This is a genomic window from Micromonospora sp. 15K316 (genome assembly GCF_004348525.1).
In the GTDB taxonomy this organism is placed as follows: domain Bacteria; phylum Actinomycetota; class Actinomycetes; order Mycobacteriales; family Micromonosporaceae; genus Micromonospora.
Genome location: NZ_SMKG01000014.1, coordinates 1 through 19,087, shown reverse-complemented (window position 1 = coordinate 19,087; position 19,087 = coordinate 1). Strand labels below are relative to the sequence as shown.

15 protein-coding genes and 1 pseudogene are annotated in these 19,087 nt (G+C 70.4%); 9 read left to right on the top strand and 7 right to left on the bottom strand.

The window, feature by feature from the left end; translation table 11 throughout:
• Positions 1-142 precede the first annotated feature (142 nt).
• Positions 143-604 carry a tetratricopeptide repeat protein gene (locus E1211_RS05730; protein ID WP_132346136.1) on the bottom strand — a complete coding sequence of 154 codons (462 nt, stop codon included), beginning with the start codon at positions 602-604 and terminating at the stop codon, positions 143-145.
• A gap of 367 nt (positions 605-971) precedes the next feature.
• Between E1211_RS05730 and E1211_RS05725 the strand changes: the two genes are divergently transcribed.
• Positions 972-1,427, top strand: coding sequence for a Fur family transcriptional regulator (locus E1211_RS05725; protein WP_132346134.1), 456 nt, complete (start codon positions 972-974; stop codon positions 1,425-1,427).
• Positions 1,424-3,700, top strand: coding sequence for a catalase/peroxidase HPI (gene katG / locus E1211_RS05720; protein WP_132346132.1), 2,277 nt, complete (start codon positions 1,424-1,426; stop codon positions 3,698-3,700). The genes E1211_RS05725 and katG overlap by 4 nt, the downstream gene beginning before the upstream one ends.
• A 66-nt stretch (positions 3,701-3,766) precedes the next feature.
• Here the strand turns inward: katG and E1211_RS05715 are convergent, their stop codons facing one another.
• Together E1211_RS05715 and E1211_RS05710 are read right to left on the bottom strand one after the other, a co-directional pair.
• Positions 3,767-4,510: a CBM35 domain-containing protein gene (locus tag E1211_RS05715; RefSeq protein ID WP_132346130.1), complete on the bottom strand. Its 744-nt coding sequence runs from the start codon at positions 4,508-4,510 to the stop codon at positions 3,767-3,769.
• A 222-nt stretch (positions 4,511-4,732) separates the two neighbouring features.
• The gene (locus E1211_RS05710) at positions 4,733-6,622 is read right to left on the bottom strand and encodes a CocE/NonD family hydrolase (RefSeq protein ID WP_132346128.1); all 1,890 of its coding nucleotides are present in this window, start codon (positions 6,620-6,622) and stop codon (positions 4,733-4,735) included.
• 353 nt (positions 6,623-6,975) lie between these two features.
• Here E1211_RS05710 and E1211_RS05705 point away from each other — a divergent pair, with 353 nt between their 5' ends.
• On the top strand, positions 6,976-8,541 hold the full coding sequence (locus tag E1211_RS05705) for an IPT/TIG domain-containing protein (RefSeq protein ID WP_132346126.1): 1,566 nt from the start codon (positions 6,976-6,978) through the stop codon (positions 8,539-8,541).
• Between the two features lie 281 nt (positions 8,542-8,822).
• On the opposite strand, the gene E1211_RS05700 is transcribed toward E1211_RS05705, so the two are convergent.
• Positions 8,823-9,257, bottom strand: coding sequence for a VOC family protein (locus E1211_RS05700; RefSeq protein ID WP_132346124.1), 435 nt, complete (start codon positions 9,255-9,257; stop codon positions 8,823-8,825).
• 160 nt (positions 9,258-9,417) lie between these two features.
• Here E1211_RS05700 and E1211_RS05695 point away from each other — a divergent pair, with 160 nt between their 5' ends.
• Both E1211_RS05695 and E1211_RS33250 read left to right on the top strand, forming a co-directional pair.
• Positions 9,418-10,893 carry a hypothetical protein gene (locus tag E1211_RS05695; RefSeq protein WP_132346122.1) on the top strand — a complete coding sequence of 492 codons (1,476 nt, stop codon included), beginning with the start codon at positions 9,418-9,420 and terminating at the stop codon, positions 10,891-10,893.
• A 153-nt stretch (positions 10,894-11,046) separates the two neighbouring features.
• Positions 11,047-12,540 (top strand): annotated as a pseudogene (locus E1211_RS33250) (carboxylesterase/lipase family protein); the annotation flags it as partial.
• A gap of 159 nt (positions 12,541-12,699) precedes the next feature.
• Here E1211_RS33250 and E1211_RS05685 read toward each other — a convergent pair.
• Positions 12,700-13,602 carry a LysR family transcriptional regulator gene (locus E1211_RS05685; protein WP_132346120.1) on the bottom strand — a complete coding sequence of 301 codons (903 nt, stop codon included), beginning with the start codon at positions 13,600-13,602 and terminating at the stop codon, positions 12,700-12,702.
• 83 nt (positions 13,603-13,685) lie between these two features.
• Between E1211_RS05685 and E1211_RS05680 the strand changes: the two genes are divergently transcribed.
• Entirely contained in the window at positions 13,686-14,447 is a 762-nt protein-coding gene (locus E1211_RS05680) for a sulfite exporter TauE/SafE family protein (RefSeq protein WP_132346118.1), read from the top strand.
• A 149-nt stretch (positions 14,448-14,596) separates the two neighbouring features.
• On the top strand, positions 14,597-15,076 hold the full coding sequence (locus E1211_RS05675) for a GNAT family N-acetyltransferase (protein ID WP_132346116.1): 480 nt from the start codon (positions 14,597-14,599) through the stop codon (positions 15,074-15,076).
• 97 nt (positions 15,077-15,173) lie between these two features.
• On the opposite strand, the gene E1211_RS05670 is transcribed toward E1211_RS05675, so the two are convergent.
• Positions 15,174-16,583: an FAD-binding oxidoreductase gene (locus E1211_RS05670; protein WP_132346114.1), complete on the bottom strand. Its 1,410-nt coding sequence runs from the start codon at positions 16,581-16,583 to the stop codon at positions 15,174-15,176.
• Between the two features lie 438 nt (positions 16,584-17,021).
• Here E1211_RS05670 and E1211_RS05665 point away from each other — a divergent pair, with 438 nt between their 5' ends.
• Positions 17,022-17,777, top strand: a complete 756-nt coding sequence (locus E1211_RS05665) for a hypothetical protein (protein WP_132346112.1) — start codon at positions 17,022-17,024, stop codon at positions 17,775-17,777.
• Positions 17,778-17,952: 175 nt separating this feature from the next.
• On the opposite strand, the gene E1211_RS05660 is transcribed toward E1211_RS05665, so the two are convergent.
• Positions 17,953-18,456, bottom strand: coding sequence for a DapH/DapD/GlmU-related protein (locus E1211_RS05660; RefSeq protein WP_132346110.1), 504 nt, complete (start codon positions 18,454-18,456; stop codon positions 17,953-17,955).
• Positions 18,457-18,578: 122 nt separating this feature from the next.
• Here E1211_RS05660 and E1211_RS05655 point away from each other — a divergent pair.
• Positions 18,579-19,087: LysR family transcriptional regulator (locus E1211_RS05655; protein WP_132346108.1), on the top strand; the 509-nt coding region annotated here is incomplete at its 3' end.

Below are 19,087 nucleotides of genomic sequence, written 5' to 3'. Positions count from 1 at the left end.
CGGTGACTGATCGGTCGTGGCGCACCAGGCAGGAGACGCGAAAGTCGGACTCGGGGCGTAGCCGACCAAGCGGGTCGCTCGTACCGGTGTGCGCAGTGTCCCCGGTGCCACCGGCCGCGGAGCGCTCCTCAGCGGCGCGCGTCTACTCGGAGGTCAGCTGCTGCTCCACCCGATCGAGGCCACTCCTGATCAGCTGCGCGTACTCGTCATCGCCGAGCGCACCGATCCCCGCCTGCGCGCGCTGGAGGTAGTCACGGGCACGGTCGAGGTCGCCGAGTTTGCGGTAGCACTCCGCCAAATTGAGGTGCAACGACGGATATAGACCGGCCACCGGCAGAGTCACCCCGGCCTGAGTGACCCGAGCGTCGGTGAGCAGATCGGCCGCCGCCAGTGCCCGCTGATCCCAGACCAACTCCTGGTGGACGTCGTCCTGTACGTCGGCCATCGAGTGCGCGAGGACACAGACGTGCAGCGGGTCGCCCTGCTCCCCGCCGATCTCGTCCCAGATCCGCGCGAACACCTCGCGAGCAGCCGCACGCTGGCCTTGCTGATGGTGCAACTGCACGCCTTCGTTGATGCGGGCGAGTGTCGCATCGGTGATCATCGGCTGCTCCCGCACGGCTCATCTCACGACGATGGCCTGGATCGTACTGTGCCTCCGGGCGAAGAGTCGCAAAAGCCGTTGGCGACCTCCGGCCACGTTTGTTGATCAGCGACGCTCGTGGACGAGCCCAATTCATGATCATCGTTCGGCCTCCTGCCGCGTCACCCTTGCCGCCGCCCAGATGGTCGGTAATCTCGGCCGGAGCGCTGATCGCGCGCCCGCCTCACCACGCACTGCCGCGCCCACCTCGGTCGGCTCCCGCCCGACTCGCAGCTACCCGCCGCGAGATCAGGTTTGCGGTGAACTGTGCGGATTAAGGCCGGGGCAAAACTTGAACAATTCCAGAAGATTGGGCTATGTTCAGGGCATGACGTCCGGCTTCGAGGCACAGCTGCGGGCGGCCTCGTTGCGCGTGACCGGGCCCCGGTTGGCGGTGCTCGCCGCGCTGCGCGACCATCCGCACGTCGACACCGACACGGTGATCTCACTGGTACGGGCCGACCATCCCACGGTCTCCCACCAGACGGTGTACGACGTGCTGCGCGCGCTCACCGACGCCGGTCTGGTGCGGCGCATCCAACCCGCGCGTGCAACCGCGCGGTACGAGTCGCGGGTGGGGGACAACCACCACCACGTGGTGTGTCGCTCCTGCGGCGCCATCGCCGACGTCGACTGCGCGGTGGGCCACGCCCCCTGTCTCACCGCCTCCGAAGACCACGGCTTCGTGGTCGACGAGGCGGAGGTCGTCTACTGGGGCACCTGCCCCGACTGCGCGACCGCACGCACCTCCCAACGATCCGCCAGTTCGGAAGGAAGTACATGAGCGACACCGACGACTTCACCCCCTCCAGCGCGCAGGGTGTGGACAAGAAGGAGGCGGCCGGCTGCCCGGTCGCGCACGACTCCGTGACCGCGCACGGCAGCGAGAGCGAGAACCCGGCGATCGACTCGCCGACCCCGAAGACCGGCGGTCGTCCGCGCACCAACCGGGACTGGTGGCCCAACCAGCTCGACCTGTCGGTGCTGCACGCCCACTCGCCGAAGGGCAACCCGCTGGGGGAGAACTTCAGCTACGCCAAGGAGTTCGCCAAGCTCGACGTCGAGGCGCTCAAGCGGGACATCGTCGAGGTCCTCACCACCTCGCAGGACTGGTGGCCGGCCGACTTCGGCCACTACGGCGGCCTCATGATCCGGATGAGCTGGCACGCCGCCGGCACCTACCGCATCCACGACGGTCGCGGCGGCGCCGGCGACGGCGGTCAGCGGTTCGCCCCGCTCAACAGCTGGCCGGACAACGCCAACCTCGACAAGGCCCGCCGGCTGCTGTGGCCGGTCAAGCAGAAGTACGGCCAGAAGATCTCCTGGGCGGACCTGCTCGTGCTCGCCGGCAACGTGGCCCTGGAGTCGATGGGCTTCAAGACCTTCGGCTTCGGCTTCGGCCGCGAGGACGTCTGGGAGCCCGAGGAGATCTTCTGGGGTCCGGAGGACACCTGGCTCGGCGACGAGCGCTACGCCTCCGAGAAGGAGATGGTGGCCGACGTCGGGGCCACCGAGATGGGCCTCATCTACGTCAACCCGGAGGGCCCCCGCGGCAACGCGGACCCGGCCGCCGCGGCGCACTTCATCCGCGAGACCTTCGCCCGGATGGCGATGAACGACGAGGAGACCGTCGCCCTCATCGCCGGCGGCCACACCTTCGGCAAGACCCACGGCGCGGGCGTCGCCGACGACCACGTGGGCCCCGAGCCCGAGGGTGCCCCGCTGGAGGCGCAGGGCCTCGGTTGGCTGAGCACCCACGGCAGCGGCAAGGGCCAGGACACGATCACCAGCGGTCTCGAGGTGACCTGGACCGACGTGCCGACGCAGTGGAGCAACCGCTTCTTCGAGATCCTCTTCGGCTTCGAGTGGGAGCTCACCACCAGCCCCGGCGGCGCCAAGCAGTGGGTCGCCAAGGACGCCCCGGAGATCATCCCGGACCCGTTCGACCCGTCGAAGAAGTACAAGCCGACGATGCTCACGACCGACCTGTCGCTGCGCGTCGACCCGGCGTACGAGAAGATCTCCCGCCGCTTCCTGGAGAACCCCGACGAGTTCGCGTTGGCCTTCGCCAAGGCCTGGTACAAGCTGCTGCACCGCGACATGGGTCCGATCGAGCGCTTCCTCGGGCCGTGGGTCGCGGAGCCCCAGCTGTGGCAGGACCCGGTGCCGGCCGTCGACCACGAGCTCGTGGGCGACGCCGACATCGCCGCTCTCAAGGCGAAGATCCTCGAGTCCGGTCTCACCACCGCCCAGCTGGTCTCCACCGCGTGGGCCTCGGCCGCCAGCTTCCGGTCCACCGACAAGCGCGGCGGCGCCAACGGCGCGCGGATCCGCCTCGAGCCGCAGCGCAACTGGGAGGTCAACCAGCCCGAGCAGCTCGCGACGGTCCTGGAGACCCTCGAGGGAATCCAGCGGGAGTTCAACGCCGCCGGTGGCGCGAAGATCTCGCTCGCGGACCTGATCGTGCTCGCCGGCTCGGCCGCCGTCGAGAAGGCGGCACGGGACGCCGGCGTCGAGGTGACGGTCCCGTTCCACCCGGGCCGCACCGACGCCAGCCAGGAGCAGACCGACGTCGAGTCGTTCCGGGTCCTCGAGCCCCGCGCCGACGGGTTCCGCAACTACCTGCGCCCGGGTGAGAAGACCCAGCCGGAGGTACTGCTCGTCGACCGTGCCTACATGCTCAACCTGACCGCCCCGGAGATGACGGTCCTCGTCGGCGGCCTGCGCGCCCTCGGGAACAACGTCGGCGGTGCGCGGCACGGCGTCCTCACCGACCGGCCCGGCGTGCTCACCAACGACTTCTTCGTCAACCTGCTCTCCCCGGGCACCCGGTGGAAGGCGGCGGAGTCCGAGGAGCACGTGTACGAGATCCGGGACCTGGCCACCGACGAGGTGAAGTGGACCGCCACCGCGGTCGACCTCATCTTCGGCTCCAACTCCCAGCTGCGGGCCCTCGCGGAGGTCTACGCCAGCCAGGACGCCCGCGAGAAGTTCGTCACCGACTTCGTCGCGGCCTGGACCAAGGTCATGGAGCTCGACCGGTTCGACCTCGCCTGACCCGCTCCGAATAGTCAGGAACGACAGGAGGGCCGGCCCGATGGGCCGGCCCTCCTGCCTCGTCACTCACGCGCCGGTGACGACCCCGAGGTCTGGTTCGAGGGTGACCGTATCGACGTTGACGTTGCCGTTGTCGGTGGCCGCGAACACGAGGGTCACGGCGTCGCCCGCGGCGATCGGGAACGTGACCGTGTTCTCGGACCAGGTGTCCCAGTTCGCGAGCGTCGGCAACTGGAGCACGAGCGACGACGAGCCGCTGCTCAGCGTCATGGTCCGGGTGTTACCCATGGCGTTGGCGTACCGGATCCGGACCGTGTAGTCGCCGTCCGCCGCCACCGCGGCGGTGAACCGGAGGCCGCTGTCCTTGGTCTTGAGGCAGGCCACGAAACCGCTGCCGGTGTATCCGGTGTGATCGGTCCGCAGACACGCCGCACCGAGCAGCTGCGCGGCCTCCGCCTCGTAGGTGCGCGGACCGGCGGCGATCACGCCGGTGGAGGCGAGCAGGTCCGTCGCGACGTCAGGGTCGACCTGGTCGGCCGGAGCGGCCGTGACGAGGGCGGCGAATCGGTCGAGTGCCTTTCGCATCGCCGCGTCGTCGCCTGCGGACACCGCCCGGGCCGCGGCGGTGACCTCGTCGAGGAGCCGCTGCGACAGTACGGCGTGGATGGTCCCCTCATCAGTGGCCAGCCGTACGTCCCCGGCGATGGAGAGCAGCCCGCGAGGAGCTCCGAGCCGGACGGTGAGCAGGTCGTCGATCGCGGCCCGCGCCTGCGTACTCACCTGCGGCACCGGCAGACCGTAGAGATCCATGCGCAGGTCCTGAAGGGCGAGCAGGCGCCCCGTCGCATTCCCGTGCCGCAGCTCGGACTCGGCCCGATTCACGTCGCGTCGCAGCGTCGTGAACGCCGACCGCGTCACCTGACCGGACTTGTGCAGCTGACGGATCAGCTCCCCTCCGACGATCCGCGATACGGAAAGGGCACCCTCGAGTGAGGGTGCCCTTTCCGGCTTCCGTTCGAAAGCGGTGCGGGGTCAGCGGTGCGGGATCCCGGCACGGCGGGCGGCCTGCTGACCGCCGAGCACCGGCAGGGAGAGGTGACTGACCTTGGTGTTGACGGTGATCGCCGGCCGCGACGCGAGCGTTTCGGCCGAGTAGTTCCGGTAGCTGCCGACGATGATGACGCCGATCCGGTTGCCGGCGGAGAAGACGTACTCCTCCGGCAGCAGCGGAATGCTGATCTCGTACATCTTGCCGGGCGTCATGGGCTTGGGGGCCGCGACCGAGTCACGGTTCTGCCCGTCGCGGATGCCCTTGGTCACCCGCCACTGGGTGACGTCGAGCGGCCGGTACGCGACGGGCCGGTAGCACCCGTCGTCGGTCGGGCTCGACTCGCCGTAGCACTCCTCGGGCAGCGTCGTCTGGACGATGCCGTCGCCGGAACGGTTGTTCTGGGTGCTCGGCCCGTACTCGACGAGGACGGCGCCGAAGTAGCCTTCGGCGAGGCTCGACGACGCGGTGAGGTTGACCACCGGGGTGCCGGAGATGCGCAGGTCCTCGGTGAGCGGCGGCGACAGGAACGCCAGACGGTTCCCGTTCGGCTGCTCCGGGCTGTTGATCATCGTGGCTTCGGTCTGGCTCGGGTTGTCGACGAACGAACGGGTCGTCGGGGCGCCCTTGGCCGGGGTGAGGGCGAGATCGCCGGCGCTGTCGGCCCTGGGACGCAGCCAGATGTTCACGTTTCCCGTGCCGGGGATCGGCCAGTCCGCGTGCCGCTCCCAGACGCCGGCGGACGGCTCCACGTCGACCTTCGGCTCCCGCATGATCCCGTTGTCGATGCCCTGGAGCCAGTAGTCGAACCAGCGGTGCAGCGTGTCGACCCAGACCTCCCGGCGGAACTCGAACGGGTCGATGTGCCCGACGCGGGCGGTCCACAGCTTGCGCGGCACGTCGTACTTCTTCAGCGCCTGCCAGTACTTGCTGAAGTGGTCGGCTCGGACGTTGTCGTCCTGCATGCCGTGCACGAGGAACACACTGGCCTTGATCTTCGCGGCGTCGTCCAGGTAGTTCCGCTCGTCCCAGAAGGGCGTGTAGTCGCCGTGCTCGTCGCCGTCGGCGGCCGCGATCTCGTTCCAGACCGGCGCGCACCGGGATTGCCGGGCCGGGTCGTCAGCCGTGATGGTCCGGGCGAGCGACCCGAGATAGTTGTTGCCTCGCGTGACGATGCCGTTGCCGCGGGTGTAGTCGTAGTAGTTGTACGGACCAGCGATGGGAACAACCGTGGAGAGGCCCTTGACGCCGGACGCCGCCGCGGCCATCGCCAGTGACCCGTCGTAAGACTTCCCGATCATCCCCGACTTGCCGTTGTGCCAGTCGACCACCACCGCATCGCCGTCGGCGTCGTGCGCGCTCCGGCGGCCGTTGAGCCAGTCGACCACCGCCGGTCCGGTGGAGTTCTCGTTCGCACCCTGGATCGTCGGGCAGCCCGTGGAGCCGGCCGTGCCGACCATGTCGACGAGCGCGACCGCGTAACCACGGGGCACGAAGTAGTTGTCGTAGAAGAGCGGCCAGCGGTCGAGGAGGCCGTCACCATCGACGTCCGCCTTGAGCTCGGACTCGTTGCCACGCCCCAAGGTCGCGTAGTACGGGCTGTTGTCGATGATGACGGGCGCCTTCAGGCCGTGCTCGGTGGCGGCCGGCCGGATGAGGTCGACCCGGATGACGTCCTTGACGCCGTCCCGGTCACTGTCGAAGTCGCTGTCGACCCACACTCGTTCCCGGATCGCATCGGCATAACCGAACACCGGCTGGGTGACCCCGCCCGCGACGCTGACCGTCGGCGTCTCGACCCGCTCGGCGGCGACCGCCGGCGCTGTCACGGCCAGCATCGCCAGCACCGCGCCGACCGGAATTATCGTCCTCATGCTTCCCTCCTCGTCCGGCCTGCGGGCAGCGCGTTCCCGACGCGCCGACGCGACCACCACCGCACGCTACGAAACAGGCGATTGATCGTCTTCCGGCAGATGCACGAACTCCGTGTCGCGGCGCATAGGCATCTGCCGAGACGCCACCGGGCCGTCTCCGCGTACCGTCCCTTCGCCTCGACCGCTGTCGAATCACGAAGAGTGGCTGCCTGCTTACTCCCAGTGTTCTGACCCGTAGCGGGTCGCTACCTGTCTCGTTTGGCACTTCGGGTGGCGTGGATCCAGCTCCGCGCCCCGACACCAGCCTGAGTCGAACGGGGGAAGCGATGGGATCTGTCCGGCGACGACTGTCGGTGGCAACGGCGGGGTTACTGGTGGTCGGCGGGGCCGCTCTGGGTCTGGCGCCGCCGGCGTTCGCGGCCCCGGGCGACGCCGCCGCACGGGGCGTGGTCCTCGACCTGGTCGGTGACCCCGGCACCGAGTCGGTCCAGGCCCAGGGCACCTTCGGGAGCGTGAGCGCCCCGCCCGGCGGCGGAACGGACGACGAGACGTCGGTCGCCGTCGCCCTCTCCGACCCGGAGAACGTCGTGGCCACCGGCACCGTCGCGGAGGTCACCGCCACCCGCGGGCCGATCACGTCCTCCGCCTCCTCCCAACTCGCCGACTTCACGCTGAACGTCCTCGGCGTCGAGGTGCTCGACGTCTCCGAGTTGGGGGTGACCGCACAGTGCCGCGCCGGCGACACCAGCGCCGGAGCCACCGGCGAGGAGATCGCGGTCTTCGGCGAGCAGATCACCGTGCGTGACACGGCCCAGGAATTCAGTACTCCCGTCACTGTCACCGGCCTGACCGACACCACCCTGCACGCCGTCGTCGACCGCCAGCTCACCGGCACGCCGAACAACGTGATCGGGATCAACGTGCGCGCGCTGCTCTCCGTCTCCGGCTTCGACGGCGTCGAACCGGTGCGGTTCTCGCTCGGGCAGGTGATCCTCGCGGAAGCCTCCTGCCAGAGCCCGTCGGCGGTGCCGCCCACGACCACGGCGATCTCGCCGAACTCCGGCCCGCAATCGGGCGGCCAGCCGGTGACCATCACCGGCACCGGCTTCGTGCCGAACGCCACGGAGGTGACGTTCGACGGCGTCGCCGCCACCGACGTGACAGTGGCCGCCGATGGGACGTCGTTGACGGCCGTGACGCCGCCCGGAGCGGTGGGTCCGGCTGCGGTGGTGGTCAGCACGGTGGGCGGCTCGACGGCCCCGCTGTCGTACACCTACCTGGCCGACGGCACCGGCGCCGAGGTGACCGGTTTGGCACCGGGGGAGGGGCCGACCGCCGGCGGCACGACCGTGACGATCACGGGTTCCGGGTTCACCGGGGCGACCGCGGTGACCTTCGCCGGGGTGGCCGGCACCGGCTTCGCCGTCGACCCGGCCGGTACCACGATCACCGTGGTCACCCCGCCGAACCCGGCCGGTCCGGTGACCGTCAGGTTGGTCTTCCCGGCCGGTACCGCGGAGGCCGGCAGGTTCACCTACCGCGCGGTCGCGGTCGTGCCCACGATCGAGTCGCTCATCCCGAACCAGGGCAGCAGCGCGGGCGGCGCCGTGGTGACCGTCCGAGGCAGCGGGTTCGTCCCGGGCCGGACCACGGTCGGCATCTGCGGACGAACGATCCCCACGAGTGAGGTCACCGTCGCGACGGACGGCCGGTCGTTGACCTTCCGCGCGCCGCCCTGCGCAGTGGGCGACGCCGAGGTCCGGGTGACCACGCCGGGTGGTACGTCGAACGGTCTCCCATTCCACTACCGGGCGAAGCTGCCGGTCACCGGCGCCTCGCTCGGCCGGCCCGTCGCGAGCGGCCTCGCCATGGTGCTCGTCGGCGCGGTACTGCTGCTGGTCGCCCGCCGGCGGGTGTGACAGGCCGGCCCGGCCGCGGCCTGAGCTGCGTGGTCGACCAAGCTGGCGCTGCGTCGCATCGCCGCCCTGCCGGACCCGGCCCGTTCACCGGCGAGGAACTGCTCGGCCGGGCCCTGCGGGGCCGCCGCGACCAGGCGATCGTCGCGACGAAATTCGGCGGGGTGACGCTCGACGACGCCGGGAAGATCATCGGTGGCCCGAACGGGCGACCTGACTACCCACCAGGGGGCGAGTCGGGTGACTCGTGGCGGTTGCCCGGTCAGGCGCGTGGCGAGGGAGAATCAGTCGAGACAGAACTCGTTGCCCTCGACGTCCTGCATGACGAGGCAGGACTCGTTCTCCTCATCGGCCGGCAGCAGCCGTACGCGGGTCGCGCCGAGCGCGACCAGTCGCGCGCCTTCGGCCTCAAGCGTGGCCAGGCGCTCTTCCCCCACGAGCCCGGTGCCGGCCCGCACGTCGAGGTGCACCCGGTTCTTGACGACCTTGCCCTCGGGAACGCGCTGGAAGTACAGCCGCGGCCCCACCCCTGAGGGGTCGACGCAGGCGAACGCCGAACCCTGCTGCTCGGGCGGCAGCGAGCGATCGAAATCGGCCCAGCTGCCGAAGCCCTCCGGAGGCGGCGGCACGACGTACCCCAACACCTCGCACCAGAAACGAGCGACACGCTCGGGTTCCGCGCAATCGAAAGTGACCTGGACCTGCCTGACCGACGCCATCGGTCAACCATAGAGGCGGCGGCATCTGCCGTCGTCTGCGCGGGGCCCGCGCCTGGTCAAGATCGTGGCGCGCCACCGAGCTGCCGGTTGCGGGCACCACGAGGATCTACGCGACAGCCGTCGGCTGGCCGTCGGCGTACGGACGGCGCATCATGGATCGATGTTGTTCCGTCGGTGGCGCACCCCGGAACGCGCCCAGGACGTCCTGGCTGCCGCTCTCTACGAGGGCAACAGCCGGGCCTGCGAGCGGATCGACCGCTGGTGGGCCGCGGGCGGCGCCGACCGCGACAGGGTCTGGCGCGGCGCGTGGTTCCTGCTGACCGGGGCGTACTTCAGGTTCGGCAACCACGAGCGACCGGAGCGGGTCGCCCCGGTGCTGGAGTTCCTGCTCGAGGCGGACCCCACATCCGTGTACCGGCCGCGGGTGCGGCTGACCGCCTGTCTCCCGCAGACCGCCGCCGAACCACCCAACGGCGTCTACCAGGGCGACCCGAAGGTTCGGGAGCTGGTCGACGCCGCGCTGAGGTTCCCCGACGCCCCGTTGCGCCAACGGTTGACGGACCTGTTGTCGGTCACCGACCAGCCCGGCCTGCTCGACGCCCTGGAGACCGCGTTCCGGTCGCGTGCGCGACTGGGCCCGACCTATGTCGGCGCGGCACCTCTCGGCCACGAGACTCGGTGCGACCTCTGGCTCGACGGAGAGCCGAACTCCTTCCTGAAGATCGTCTACGCCAACCCCCACCTGCCCCGGCCGCCCGCCCAGCCCGACGACGTCGACCTGGCGCTGCTGGCGCTATTGAAGGACCGACCCGATCTGCTGCCGGCGTTCGAACAGGGTGCCCTGGCGCGGCAGCTGCTGAAGTATCTCGACACCTGGCTGCCCGCCCAGGTGCACGACCGGTGCCGCCGCGCGTTGCGTGACCTCTCGTCAGAAGTGGGCATAGCAGCGGTGTGCGACGAGGCAGTACTCGGTGAGCCCGAGGCCGTCGCCGCGGTCCGCGACGCCGGGTACCGGCCGCCCGACCCCGCCTGGACGCCCCTCTTCCTGCTGATCACCCGGCAGTTCGCGGCCTACCGCGAGGCCGATCCGGACGGGCGGGTCCTGCAGCTGCTCTGCGCCGCCGACGTGGAGAGGATCGAGGAAACCGCCGTCATCGGCCGGATCCTGGCGATCCTGAGTGCGGACCCGCCGGACGACGTGGCCGCAGCTGTGCGGCGGTCCCTGCGGGATCTCGGCCCCACGGATGACCTGTCGGTCGAGGACCTGCGCCGCCGGTGGATGCGACGGGCGGTCCTCGCTCGCGCGCTGAAGCTCAAACGGGAGGCGGTCGCGGCGGTGGTCGACGCGGGCTACCTGCCCGAGGACGACCAGGAGTTGCTTCCACTGCTCTTCCTCACCGAGCAGTTCGAGCGGTACGACCGCGAGGACCCGGACGGCACGAAGCTCCGCGCCGTCCTCGCCGAGAAGCGCCACCGGTACGAGCGCAAGTACGTCCGGACCGTCGCGAAGCGGGCGGGACGCCCGGATCCCTGGCCGCCCGACGAGCCGTCGCCACCGCGCAGCAGGTCGTCGAGCCCACACGCCACCACGTGGCCGAGCAGCCTCGGCGGCGAGAGCTTCGGCGGGCACTTCTGAGCGCAGGTCCCGCCCTCGGCACACGCCGCGCGCCGATGACCGGGCATCGACCCTCTTCACGAGACGCGGCGACACCTGCCGGGACATTTGTCACCGCACACCGGGTACCGGCGATCCTGCCGGCGCCGCCCTCGCCTCCATAGCGTGACGGGCATGCGTGACATCCTCTTACGCCTCATGCGATTGATCCGACAGCAGCCGCGCCACCAGGACTCCCACCCGGGAAACGCGGTGCGGCCGGGCAGGTGGAGCGCCCTGGTGCTGACCGTGCTGCTCACGGCGCAGGCAGCCCCGGCGGCGGCCGTTCCGGCGGGCGCCGGGCCGGTCGTACGGACCGACCGGGGGCTGGTCCGCGGGGTGGTCGGCGACGGGTACCGGGCGTTCCACGCGGTGCCGTACGCGGCGCCCCCGACCGGCGACCGTCGCTGGCGGGCCCCGCAGCCGGTAACCGCCTGGTCCGGGGTTCGCGACGCGCGCGTGCCGCACGAGGAGTGCGCGCAGAACCCGGTCTTCGGCCCGCCGGCCGGGGTCGAGGACTGCCTCTATCTGAACGTCACCGCGCCCACCGCGCCCGGTCCACATCCGGTGCTGGTGTTCGTGCACGGCGGCAGCTTCCAGAACGGCTCGGGCGCCGACTACGACCCCACCCGACTCGTCACCCAGGGAGACCTCGTTGTGGTGACCATCAACTACCGGCTCGGGGTCTTCGGCTATCTGGGGCTGCCCGCGCTGGCCGGGTCCGGGACCTTCGGACTCCAGGACCAGCAGGCGGCCCTGCGCTGGGTGCGCCGCAACGCTGCCGCGTTCGGTGGTGACCCCCGCAATGTCACCCTCGTCGGTCAGTCGGCGGGCGCGGAGAGCGTCTGCGCGCAGCTCACGTCACCGTCCGCCGGCGGCCTCTTCGACAAGGCGATCATGCAGTCCGGGTCCTGCCTGACCGACTGGCCGGACGCGCTGTTCCTTCCGGGCATCGAGGCCGGGTCGCAGTTCAGCCCCCGCGCGAAGGTCGAGCGGACCGGCGCGGCTCTCGCCGCCACGCTCGGCTGCCCCGCCGAGCACGCGCTCGCCTGCCTGCGGGCCAAGGACCCGGTGGCGCTGCTCGACGCGACGACCGGAACCGGCGTCGAGGCGTTCATCACCCCGGCGTACGGGACGTCGCTGCTGCCGGTCTCGCCCGCGGCGGCGTTGCGGGCCGGGATGGCGCAGCGGGTCCCGGTACTGACCGGCAACAACCACGACGAGCACCGGGGGATCATCGGCATCCTCGAGATCACCCGAGGTCCCTACACTGCGGCCGACTACGAGGCGATGCTCGGGGCGGCGTTCGGGGATCAGGCCCGGCGGGTGGCCGCGCACTACCCGCTTGATGCGTACGAGACACCGGGCCTGGCGTGGGCGGCGGTCGCGACCGACCGGATCTGGGCCTGCCCGATCCTCAGCACCCAGCGCCTGCTCGCCCGGCACGCGCCCACCTACGGCTACGAGTTCGCCGAGACGCACGGGCCGGCGCTGACCGCGGACTACCCGTGGGGTGCCGCGCACGGCTACGAGCTGCCCTACCTCTTCGACGTCGCCGACTTCCTGACGGTCGGCACGGTGCAACCGCAGCTGGCCGCCGACATGATCAGTGTGTGGGCGCACTTCGCGGCCACCGGAGAGGCGTCCTGGCCGGCCGTACGACCGAGCGACGCGGCGGCGTACCACCGGGTGTTCGCCGCCGGCCGCGCCGGCACCGTCGACCTGGCGGCCGAGCATCAGTGCGGGCTCTGGGACACGATCGCCGCTCTCCACGCACAGGCCTACCGCTCAGGCCCTCCCGTCCGACAGCGCGGCGCGACGCAGGTGTTCCGCGAGCGCGGCGGTGACCCCGGAAGCCGTCTGCGCCTTCGTACCCCAGGCCAGCAGATGGTGCCGGCGCGACCAGGGCTCCTGGAGGTCGCACATCGCCAGCGGCTGGTTCGGGTCGACGGCACGACGCGGCACGACGGCCAACCCCACCCCGGCGGCGGCGAGCGCGACGACGGTGTTCAGGTTGGCGACGCTGGTGCGGTACCGGGCAAGCGGGCCGTGGGCGCCCACGTGCTTCTCGATCCAACGTCGTAGCGAGGACCCCGCGTCGAGCCCGACGAGCGGGTGCTCGGCGACCTCGCGGTAGGGCAGCGCGGTCCGCCCGGCGAGGACACCGCCGGCCTGCCCGATCACCACGAGTGAGTCGTCGGCGAGCGGTTCGGTCTCCAACCCGCAGTTGCGGGCCTCGCCGTCGAGGACGATGCCCAGGTCCGCCTGACCGTCGGCGAGCATCCGCACGGTCCGGGGAGTGCGGCACTCGGCGACGGTGACGTCGACGTCGGGGTGTTCCCGGAGGAACGATTCCAGGGCCAGCGGCACCAGCCGGTGCATCGCGGAGCCCCCGGCGAGCAGGACGAGCGGCTCGGCCGGAGGGCGCCGGTAGCTCGCGACGGCGCCGTCGAGCCGCGCGGTCTGGGTGAGCACGTCGCGGGCGTGCCGGGCGAGCGCGGTCCCCGCGGGGGTGGGGCGTACTCCCCGCCGGCCCCGGACCAGCAGCGCCACTCCCGCGCTCTGTTCGAGCCCACGTACCCGCGCGCTCGCCGAGGGGAGGCTGAGGTGCATCCGGCCGGCGCCCGCGGTGATCGAACCTTCGGCGACGACGTGCAGGAAGAGGCGTAGATCGTCCAGGTCGTACCGCACCCCGCCGAGCCTATGGCACAGGCTAAGGCTGGCTACGCCGATAGCGCATTGTGCACCACCACCGGCACGGCGATGCTCGGCCCATGTCGGAGATGTTGCTCGTGGGACTCGCCGGCCTCGCCGCCGGGGTGTTGAACGCCATCGGCGGCGGGGGGAGCTTCGTGGCGCTGCCCGCCCTGGTCGCCGTCGGCGTGCCGCCGGTCACCGCGAACGCCTCGACGACCGTCGCCCTCGTACCGGGTTCGGTGGTGAGCGCCTGGGTCTACCGCAGCGAGCTCGCCCCCGTCGGTAAGACGTCCCTGACCGCGCTCACCACGGCCAGCGTGCTCGGCGGCGGGCTCGGCGCCGGGCTGCTGCTGGCGCTGCCCTCCGCGACGTTCGACGCCGCCGTGCCGTGGCTGCTCGCGTTCGGCACGCTGGTCCTCGCCTTCGGACGCCGGCTCACCCGTGCGCTGACCGACGCACTGGGCCGGCCACTCGACCTGGGCACCCGGACCATCCTGCTCGGGCAGTTCCTGCTGGCGATCTACGGCGGATACTTCGGCGGCGCCGTAGGCATCCTCATGCTGGCCCTCTGGGGCATCGGCCTCGGCCTCGACACGGCCACCAGCAATCCGGCCCGGGTCGCCCAGGTCACCGCCGTCTACCTGACCGCGGCCGCACTCTTCCTCGTCGCCTCGGACGCCCTGAACGACCCGGTTCCGCTCGCCACGATGCTGGCCGGCGCGATGGCCGGGGGCTTCGCCGGCGCCCACGTCGCCCGCCGCCTCTCCGCCCGGCTGCTGCGCGGCGTCATCCTGGCCACCGCCGTCACCATGACCGTCCTCTACTTCCTGCGCGGATGACCCGCGCACCCCGCCCGGGGAGCCGTTCCTCGGACCTTGCTGCCGCGGGCCTGGGAGAAGAGCAGAAGCCTTCCCCGCGAGCCGGATGTGTCGGTGGTCGTTGATACGTTCCGCTCCCAGGCTTGGACAAGCAACGTGAGGAGCGTCCGGTGACGGAGGTGGCACTGCGGCCGGTCGAGGACGCTGACCTCGACGCGCTGTTCGACCAGCGGCGTGACCCCGAGGCGGTCCGGATGGCCGCGTTCACCGCCAAGGACCCCGACGACCGCGCGGCGTTCGACGCGCACATGTCGAAGGTGCGCGCCTCCGCCGACGTCACGATGCGCGCGGTGACCCGCGGTGGACGCCTCGTCGGCAGCATCGCCAGCTTCGTCGTCGACGGCGACACCGAGGTCACCTACTGGATCGACCGTTCCGTCTGGGGCCAGGGCGTCGCCGGCCGCGCCCTCGCCCTCTTCCTCGAAACGGTGTCCGTCCGGCCGCTGTACGCCCGCGCCGCCAGCGACAACATCGGATCGCTCACGGTCCTGCGGAGGGCGGGATTCACTGTCATCGGCACCGAGATCGCCTACGCGAACGCGCGGAACACCGAGATCGAGGAGACCGTCCTACGCCTCGGCCAGTCATAGGGGTGCGGAAAAGGGTGCCGAGGTGGCCGTAGCGGCCGAACCTCGGCACCCTTCCGTGGTGCCCACCCACTGCCCGTGCGGCCTCGGATCTATCCGGTCAGGCGGAGGTGATGTTGTGGTTGACCCGGAAGAGGTTGGTCGGGTCGTAGCTGCGCTTGACCGCGAGCAGCCGCTGGTACGCCTCGGGCGAGTACGCCGACGCCACCCCCTCGGCCGTGGCGTCGCCGGCTCCCAGGAAGTTCACGAACCGCCGGCCGGTGCTCCACGGCTCGATCGCGTGGAGCAGTCGGGTCAGGTAACCCTGGAACGACTCGGCCTGGTCCGGGCCACCGATGGCGACGGCGTAGAAGGTGAAGGCGGCGTCCCCCAGGTCGATTGCGTTCGACGGCTCGGGACGGCGGGCCAGCGCCCCACCGAGGTGCCGGATCTCGAGCACGGTGAGCGGGCTGCCCGCGCCGGGGCCGGCCTCAGCGATGATCGTGTCGACGAGCTCCGGGGTGAACTCCCGCAACAGCGCCGAGCGGTCCACGAACGGGATCGGGGTCGGCGGGTCGGCGTGGATCGAGCCGACCGCGACGTACGGCATCTCGGCCACCGAATCGATAAGCGTCGGAGCGATCGCGCGCAGTGGTGCGACCAGCCGCTCGCCCTCCTCCGCCGGACCGACGTAGGCGATCCGAACGTGCGCGACCAGCCGGCCGCGCAGCGGCTCAGGCACTTCGGGGGCCGGGGGCAGCTGCAGCAACGCGATCGAGGAGGTCAACTCGTCCGGCACACCGGCCGTCCACCGTCCCCACGCCTTGAGCACCTCGGCCGCCTCCTCGGCGGGGAAGAAGAGACCACCGCCGTAGATGTGGCTGACCGGGAAGAGGCCGAATTCCAGTGCGGTGACAACCCCGAAGTTGCCCTTGCCTCCGCGCAGTGCCCAGAACAGCTCCGGCTCGCTGGTCGCGGTCACCCTGCGTAGCTCGCCGTCGGCAGTGACCAGTTCGATCGAGCGGACGTGGTCGGCGGCGAAGCCGAAGGTACGGCCGATCGGGCTCAATCCACCGCCGAGGGTGTAGCTGACCGCCCCGACGCTCGGAGCCGCTCCGTTCAGTGGCGCCAGCCCGTGCTTGGCCGCCGCCTCGACGACCTGCTGCCACCGTACGCCGGCCTCGATTCGCGCGGTACGCGCCTCGGCGTCGATGCTCACCGAGTCCATTCGCCGGGTGGTGATCAGGAGCGCTCCGGCAGAGGGGAGCGCGGAGTGACCGGTAGCGAGCACTGCGACCGGCAGGCCCTGCTCGGTCGCGAAGCGGATGGCGGCTTGGACGTCGGCGGCGTTGGCAGCGCCGACCACGAGCGCCGGCTGCTGCGGGATGGCGACGTTGTACGACGCGCACTCGACGTCGTACTCCTCGTCGCCGGGAAGCAGCACCGGTCCGTCCGTCTGGGCGGTGAGCCGTGCGACGGCGCTCTCCGTGATCTTGATGCCGTCCAGGGCCGGACTCTGGTTGGGGTTCATTGGCGCTCTGCTTCCGCGAGGTCGGGATGTGGAACGTATCCGAGACGTAATCGCTGGCCGAACGGTTCAAGGATCAGGCCCTTACGAGACCTTCCTCACACTCTCCCGGGTTATCAGATATTGAGATCGCGGGGATATGCGGGACGCGATGGCGAGGACCGTTCGGGTACCGGCATGGGATGCAATTCCCAATGCCGAACGTTCGATCTGCTCCATTCGGGGGCGCGACGACCGGCGAACAGACCTGTCAGTCGCTCGGCGTTGTCATCGTCAACGGTGACAACGGCGGACGTCTTTTCCTCGATGGCTCAGGTGTCGCGCCGCCCTAAACTGCGTAGACACTCGCCTGACCCGTCAGGAGCGACAATGGACGAGAAGAGTGACTCCTTATCGGCTTCTGGGCCATGCCGCCGGTGGCGGTCCTCGCCGTGGGCGGGGGTGCTCGTCGCGGTGATCCTCGTCGCGGCCGTTGCGGCAGCCCTGGCGCCGTTCAACGCCATCTATTACGAGGCCTGGATCTACAACGATCCGCAGACCAACGAGGAGCTGCACGACAATGAAATGATCGACTTCTTCATGGCCCACACGTCTGGCTTCTTCTGGGGTCAGTTCATCGCGCTGTTCACCGGCGCATTCCTCGCGTCGCACGTGCGCGGGATGCGCCGGGCTCTGCTGGCGGCGGTGCCCGCCGGTCTGCTCCTGGCGGCAGTCGACTTCGCTGTTGCCTGGTCCTCGTCCGCAGGCGTTCGGCGACGGCTGGCGTGGTGGACCGAAAACCACCCGGGCTTCCTTCCCGCCGACCTGTTCTCCGATGACCGGTTCCACCACGTCCTGGCCGCCGGGTTGGCCGCGTTCCCGCTCGCGGCGATCGCCGGAGTCGGTCTCGGCACCCTGATCGCGCCGCTCCTACGCGCGCCGGCTGCCGTCGTGGCCACCCTCACGGTCGTGTCCACGATGCTGTACGGCGCGTGCGCCGGGGTGATCGGCTGGATCATCGCGACGGCAGACGGCGAATCCGCCGTGCTCTTCGCCTTCCTCGCGCTCCTGCCGCCGGCCGCGGTGACACCCTCCGCGGTCCGCACCGCCGTCGGCGACCACGGCGACGCCTTCACCACGACGCTGTTGATCAGCGCCGTGGCGTGGGCGTCACTCATGGTTATCGCCGGCTGGCTTGTCCACCGCCGCCGAAAGTGACCCGTCCGCGGATTCGGCGACGTGTTCAACAGCCAGCCCCCATGACGCCGGGGGCGCACAACGCCACTGGCCGCAGGCACTGGTCGCGGCTATCCGCCTAAGGGTCCCGCCTATTCCGATCCCAGGCTTGCTGGGCAGATCCCGCGAACGGGGAGTCTGGGAGGGCCTGGCGAACTCAGCCGATCTTTTTGATCACCGTCGCCGGTACCCCGGCGACGACGCTCCGGGCGGGGACATCATGGGTCACGACGGCACCGGCAGCGACCACGGCGTCAGCACCGATGGTCACTCCCTGCAGGATCACGGCGGATGCCCCGATCCAGACGTTGCGTTCGATCCGGATCGGGGCCGACGTGATTCGGATACGTCGCCGTGCCGGGTCCAGCGGGTGCCCCGAGGAAATCAGGCTGACGTTCGGACCGAGCATCACGTCGTCACCAATCTCGATGCCGCCTACGTCGTTGAAGCGGCAGCCCTGGTTCACGAAGACGTTGCGGCCTACCCGGATGTTCACACCGTGGTCGGTGTAGACGGGCGGGATCAGGTTGAACGTTTGGTCCACCGCCTGCCCGGTGAGCTCGGTCCACCGCTTATGGATCTCCTCCTGCTGGGCATACGCGAGCGTGTTGATCTGCTCGGCGATGCCGATCGCCCGTTGCACCTTCTGCGCGAAGTTCATTTCGTCCTCCCAGCAACAACCGTCGTGTGATCGCTGGGAGTGAATCAACGCTTCGATCTCGCAGGCAAACAACGTCTTATAACGTCGGCCACAACCGCTGGTTGTGGCGCTAAGTTCTGGACATGGATGTCGAAGCGGTCCGGACGTTCGTGGCGGTAGCCAACGCCGGGCAATTCCAAGCGGCGGCCGACGAGCTCGGCATCAGCCAGCAGGCGGTGTCCAAGCGGATCGCGGGCCTGGAGAGACACCTCGAAGTCGCACTCCTGGTGCGGACCTCTCACGGATCCCGGCTGAGCCTGGATGGACAGGTCTTCCTGCCCCATGCCAAGAAGGTCCTGACCGCCGTCGAGCAGGCCGAGCACGCCGTGCGGCCAGGAAGCAGACCTCTGCGGGTCGACGTCCTCAACCGGCGCATCGCGCCGGCCCAAGCCGTCTACCGGTTCTACCGCTCCCGCCCCGAGACCAACCTCGACGCGGTCACCATGGACCAGGAGAACGCGATCCAGGCAGCCCAGGCCGTGTTGAAGGGGTCGGCCGACGCCTCCTTCCGCGCGGTACCGGCGGCCGAGGTCCCTGCCGGAATCAGCGCTGAACGGCTCCTGGACGCCCCCTTGCAGCTCCTGGTAGGACC

Bases quoted from the DNA above. Each gene is read 5' to 3' on its own strand.
- E1211_RS05730 (WP_132346136.1), bottom strand. From the start codon at position 604: ATGATCACCGATGCGACACTCGCCCGCATCAACGAAGGCGTGCAGTTG.
- E1211_RS05700 (WP_132346124.1), bottom strand. From the start codon at position 9,257: ATGGCGTCGGTCAGGCAGGTCCAGGTCACTTTCGATTGCGCGGAACCC.
- E1211_RS05680 (WP_132346118.1), top strand. From the start codon at position 13,686: ATGTCGGAGATGTTGCTCGTGGGACTCGCCGGCCTCGCCGCCGGGGTG.
- E1211_RS05695 (WP_132346122.1), top strand. From the start codon at position 9,418: ATGTTGTTCCGTCGGTGGCGCACCCCGGAACGCGCCCAGGACGTCCTG.
- E1211_RS05725 (WP_132346134.1), top strand. From the start codon at position 972: ATGACGTCCGGCTTCGAGGCACAGCTGCGGGCGGCCTCGTTGCGCGTG.
- E1211_RS05670 (WP_132346114.1), bottom strand. From the start codon at position 16,583: ATGAACCCCAACCAGAGTCCGGCCCTGGACGGCATCAAGATCACGGAG.
- katG (WP_132346132.1), top strand. From the start codon at position 1,424: ATGAGCGACACCGACGACTTCACCCCCTCCAGCGCGCAGGGTGTGGAC.
- E1211_RS05715 (WP_132346130.1), bottom strand. From the start codon at position 4,510: ATGGATCTCTACGGTCTGCCGGTGCCGCAGGTGAGTACGCAGGCGCGG.
- E1211_RS05660 (WP_132346110.1), bottom strand. From the start codon at position 18,456: ATGAACTTCGCGCAGAAGGTGCAACGGGCGATCGGCATCGCCGAGCAG.
- E1211_RS05710 (WP_132346128.1), bottom strand. From the start codon at position 6,622: ATGAGGACGATAATTCCGGTCGGCGCGGTGCTGGCGATGCTGGCCGTG.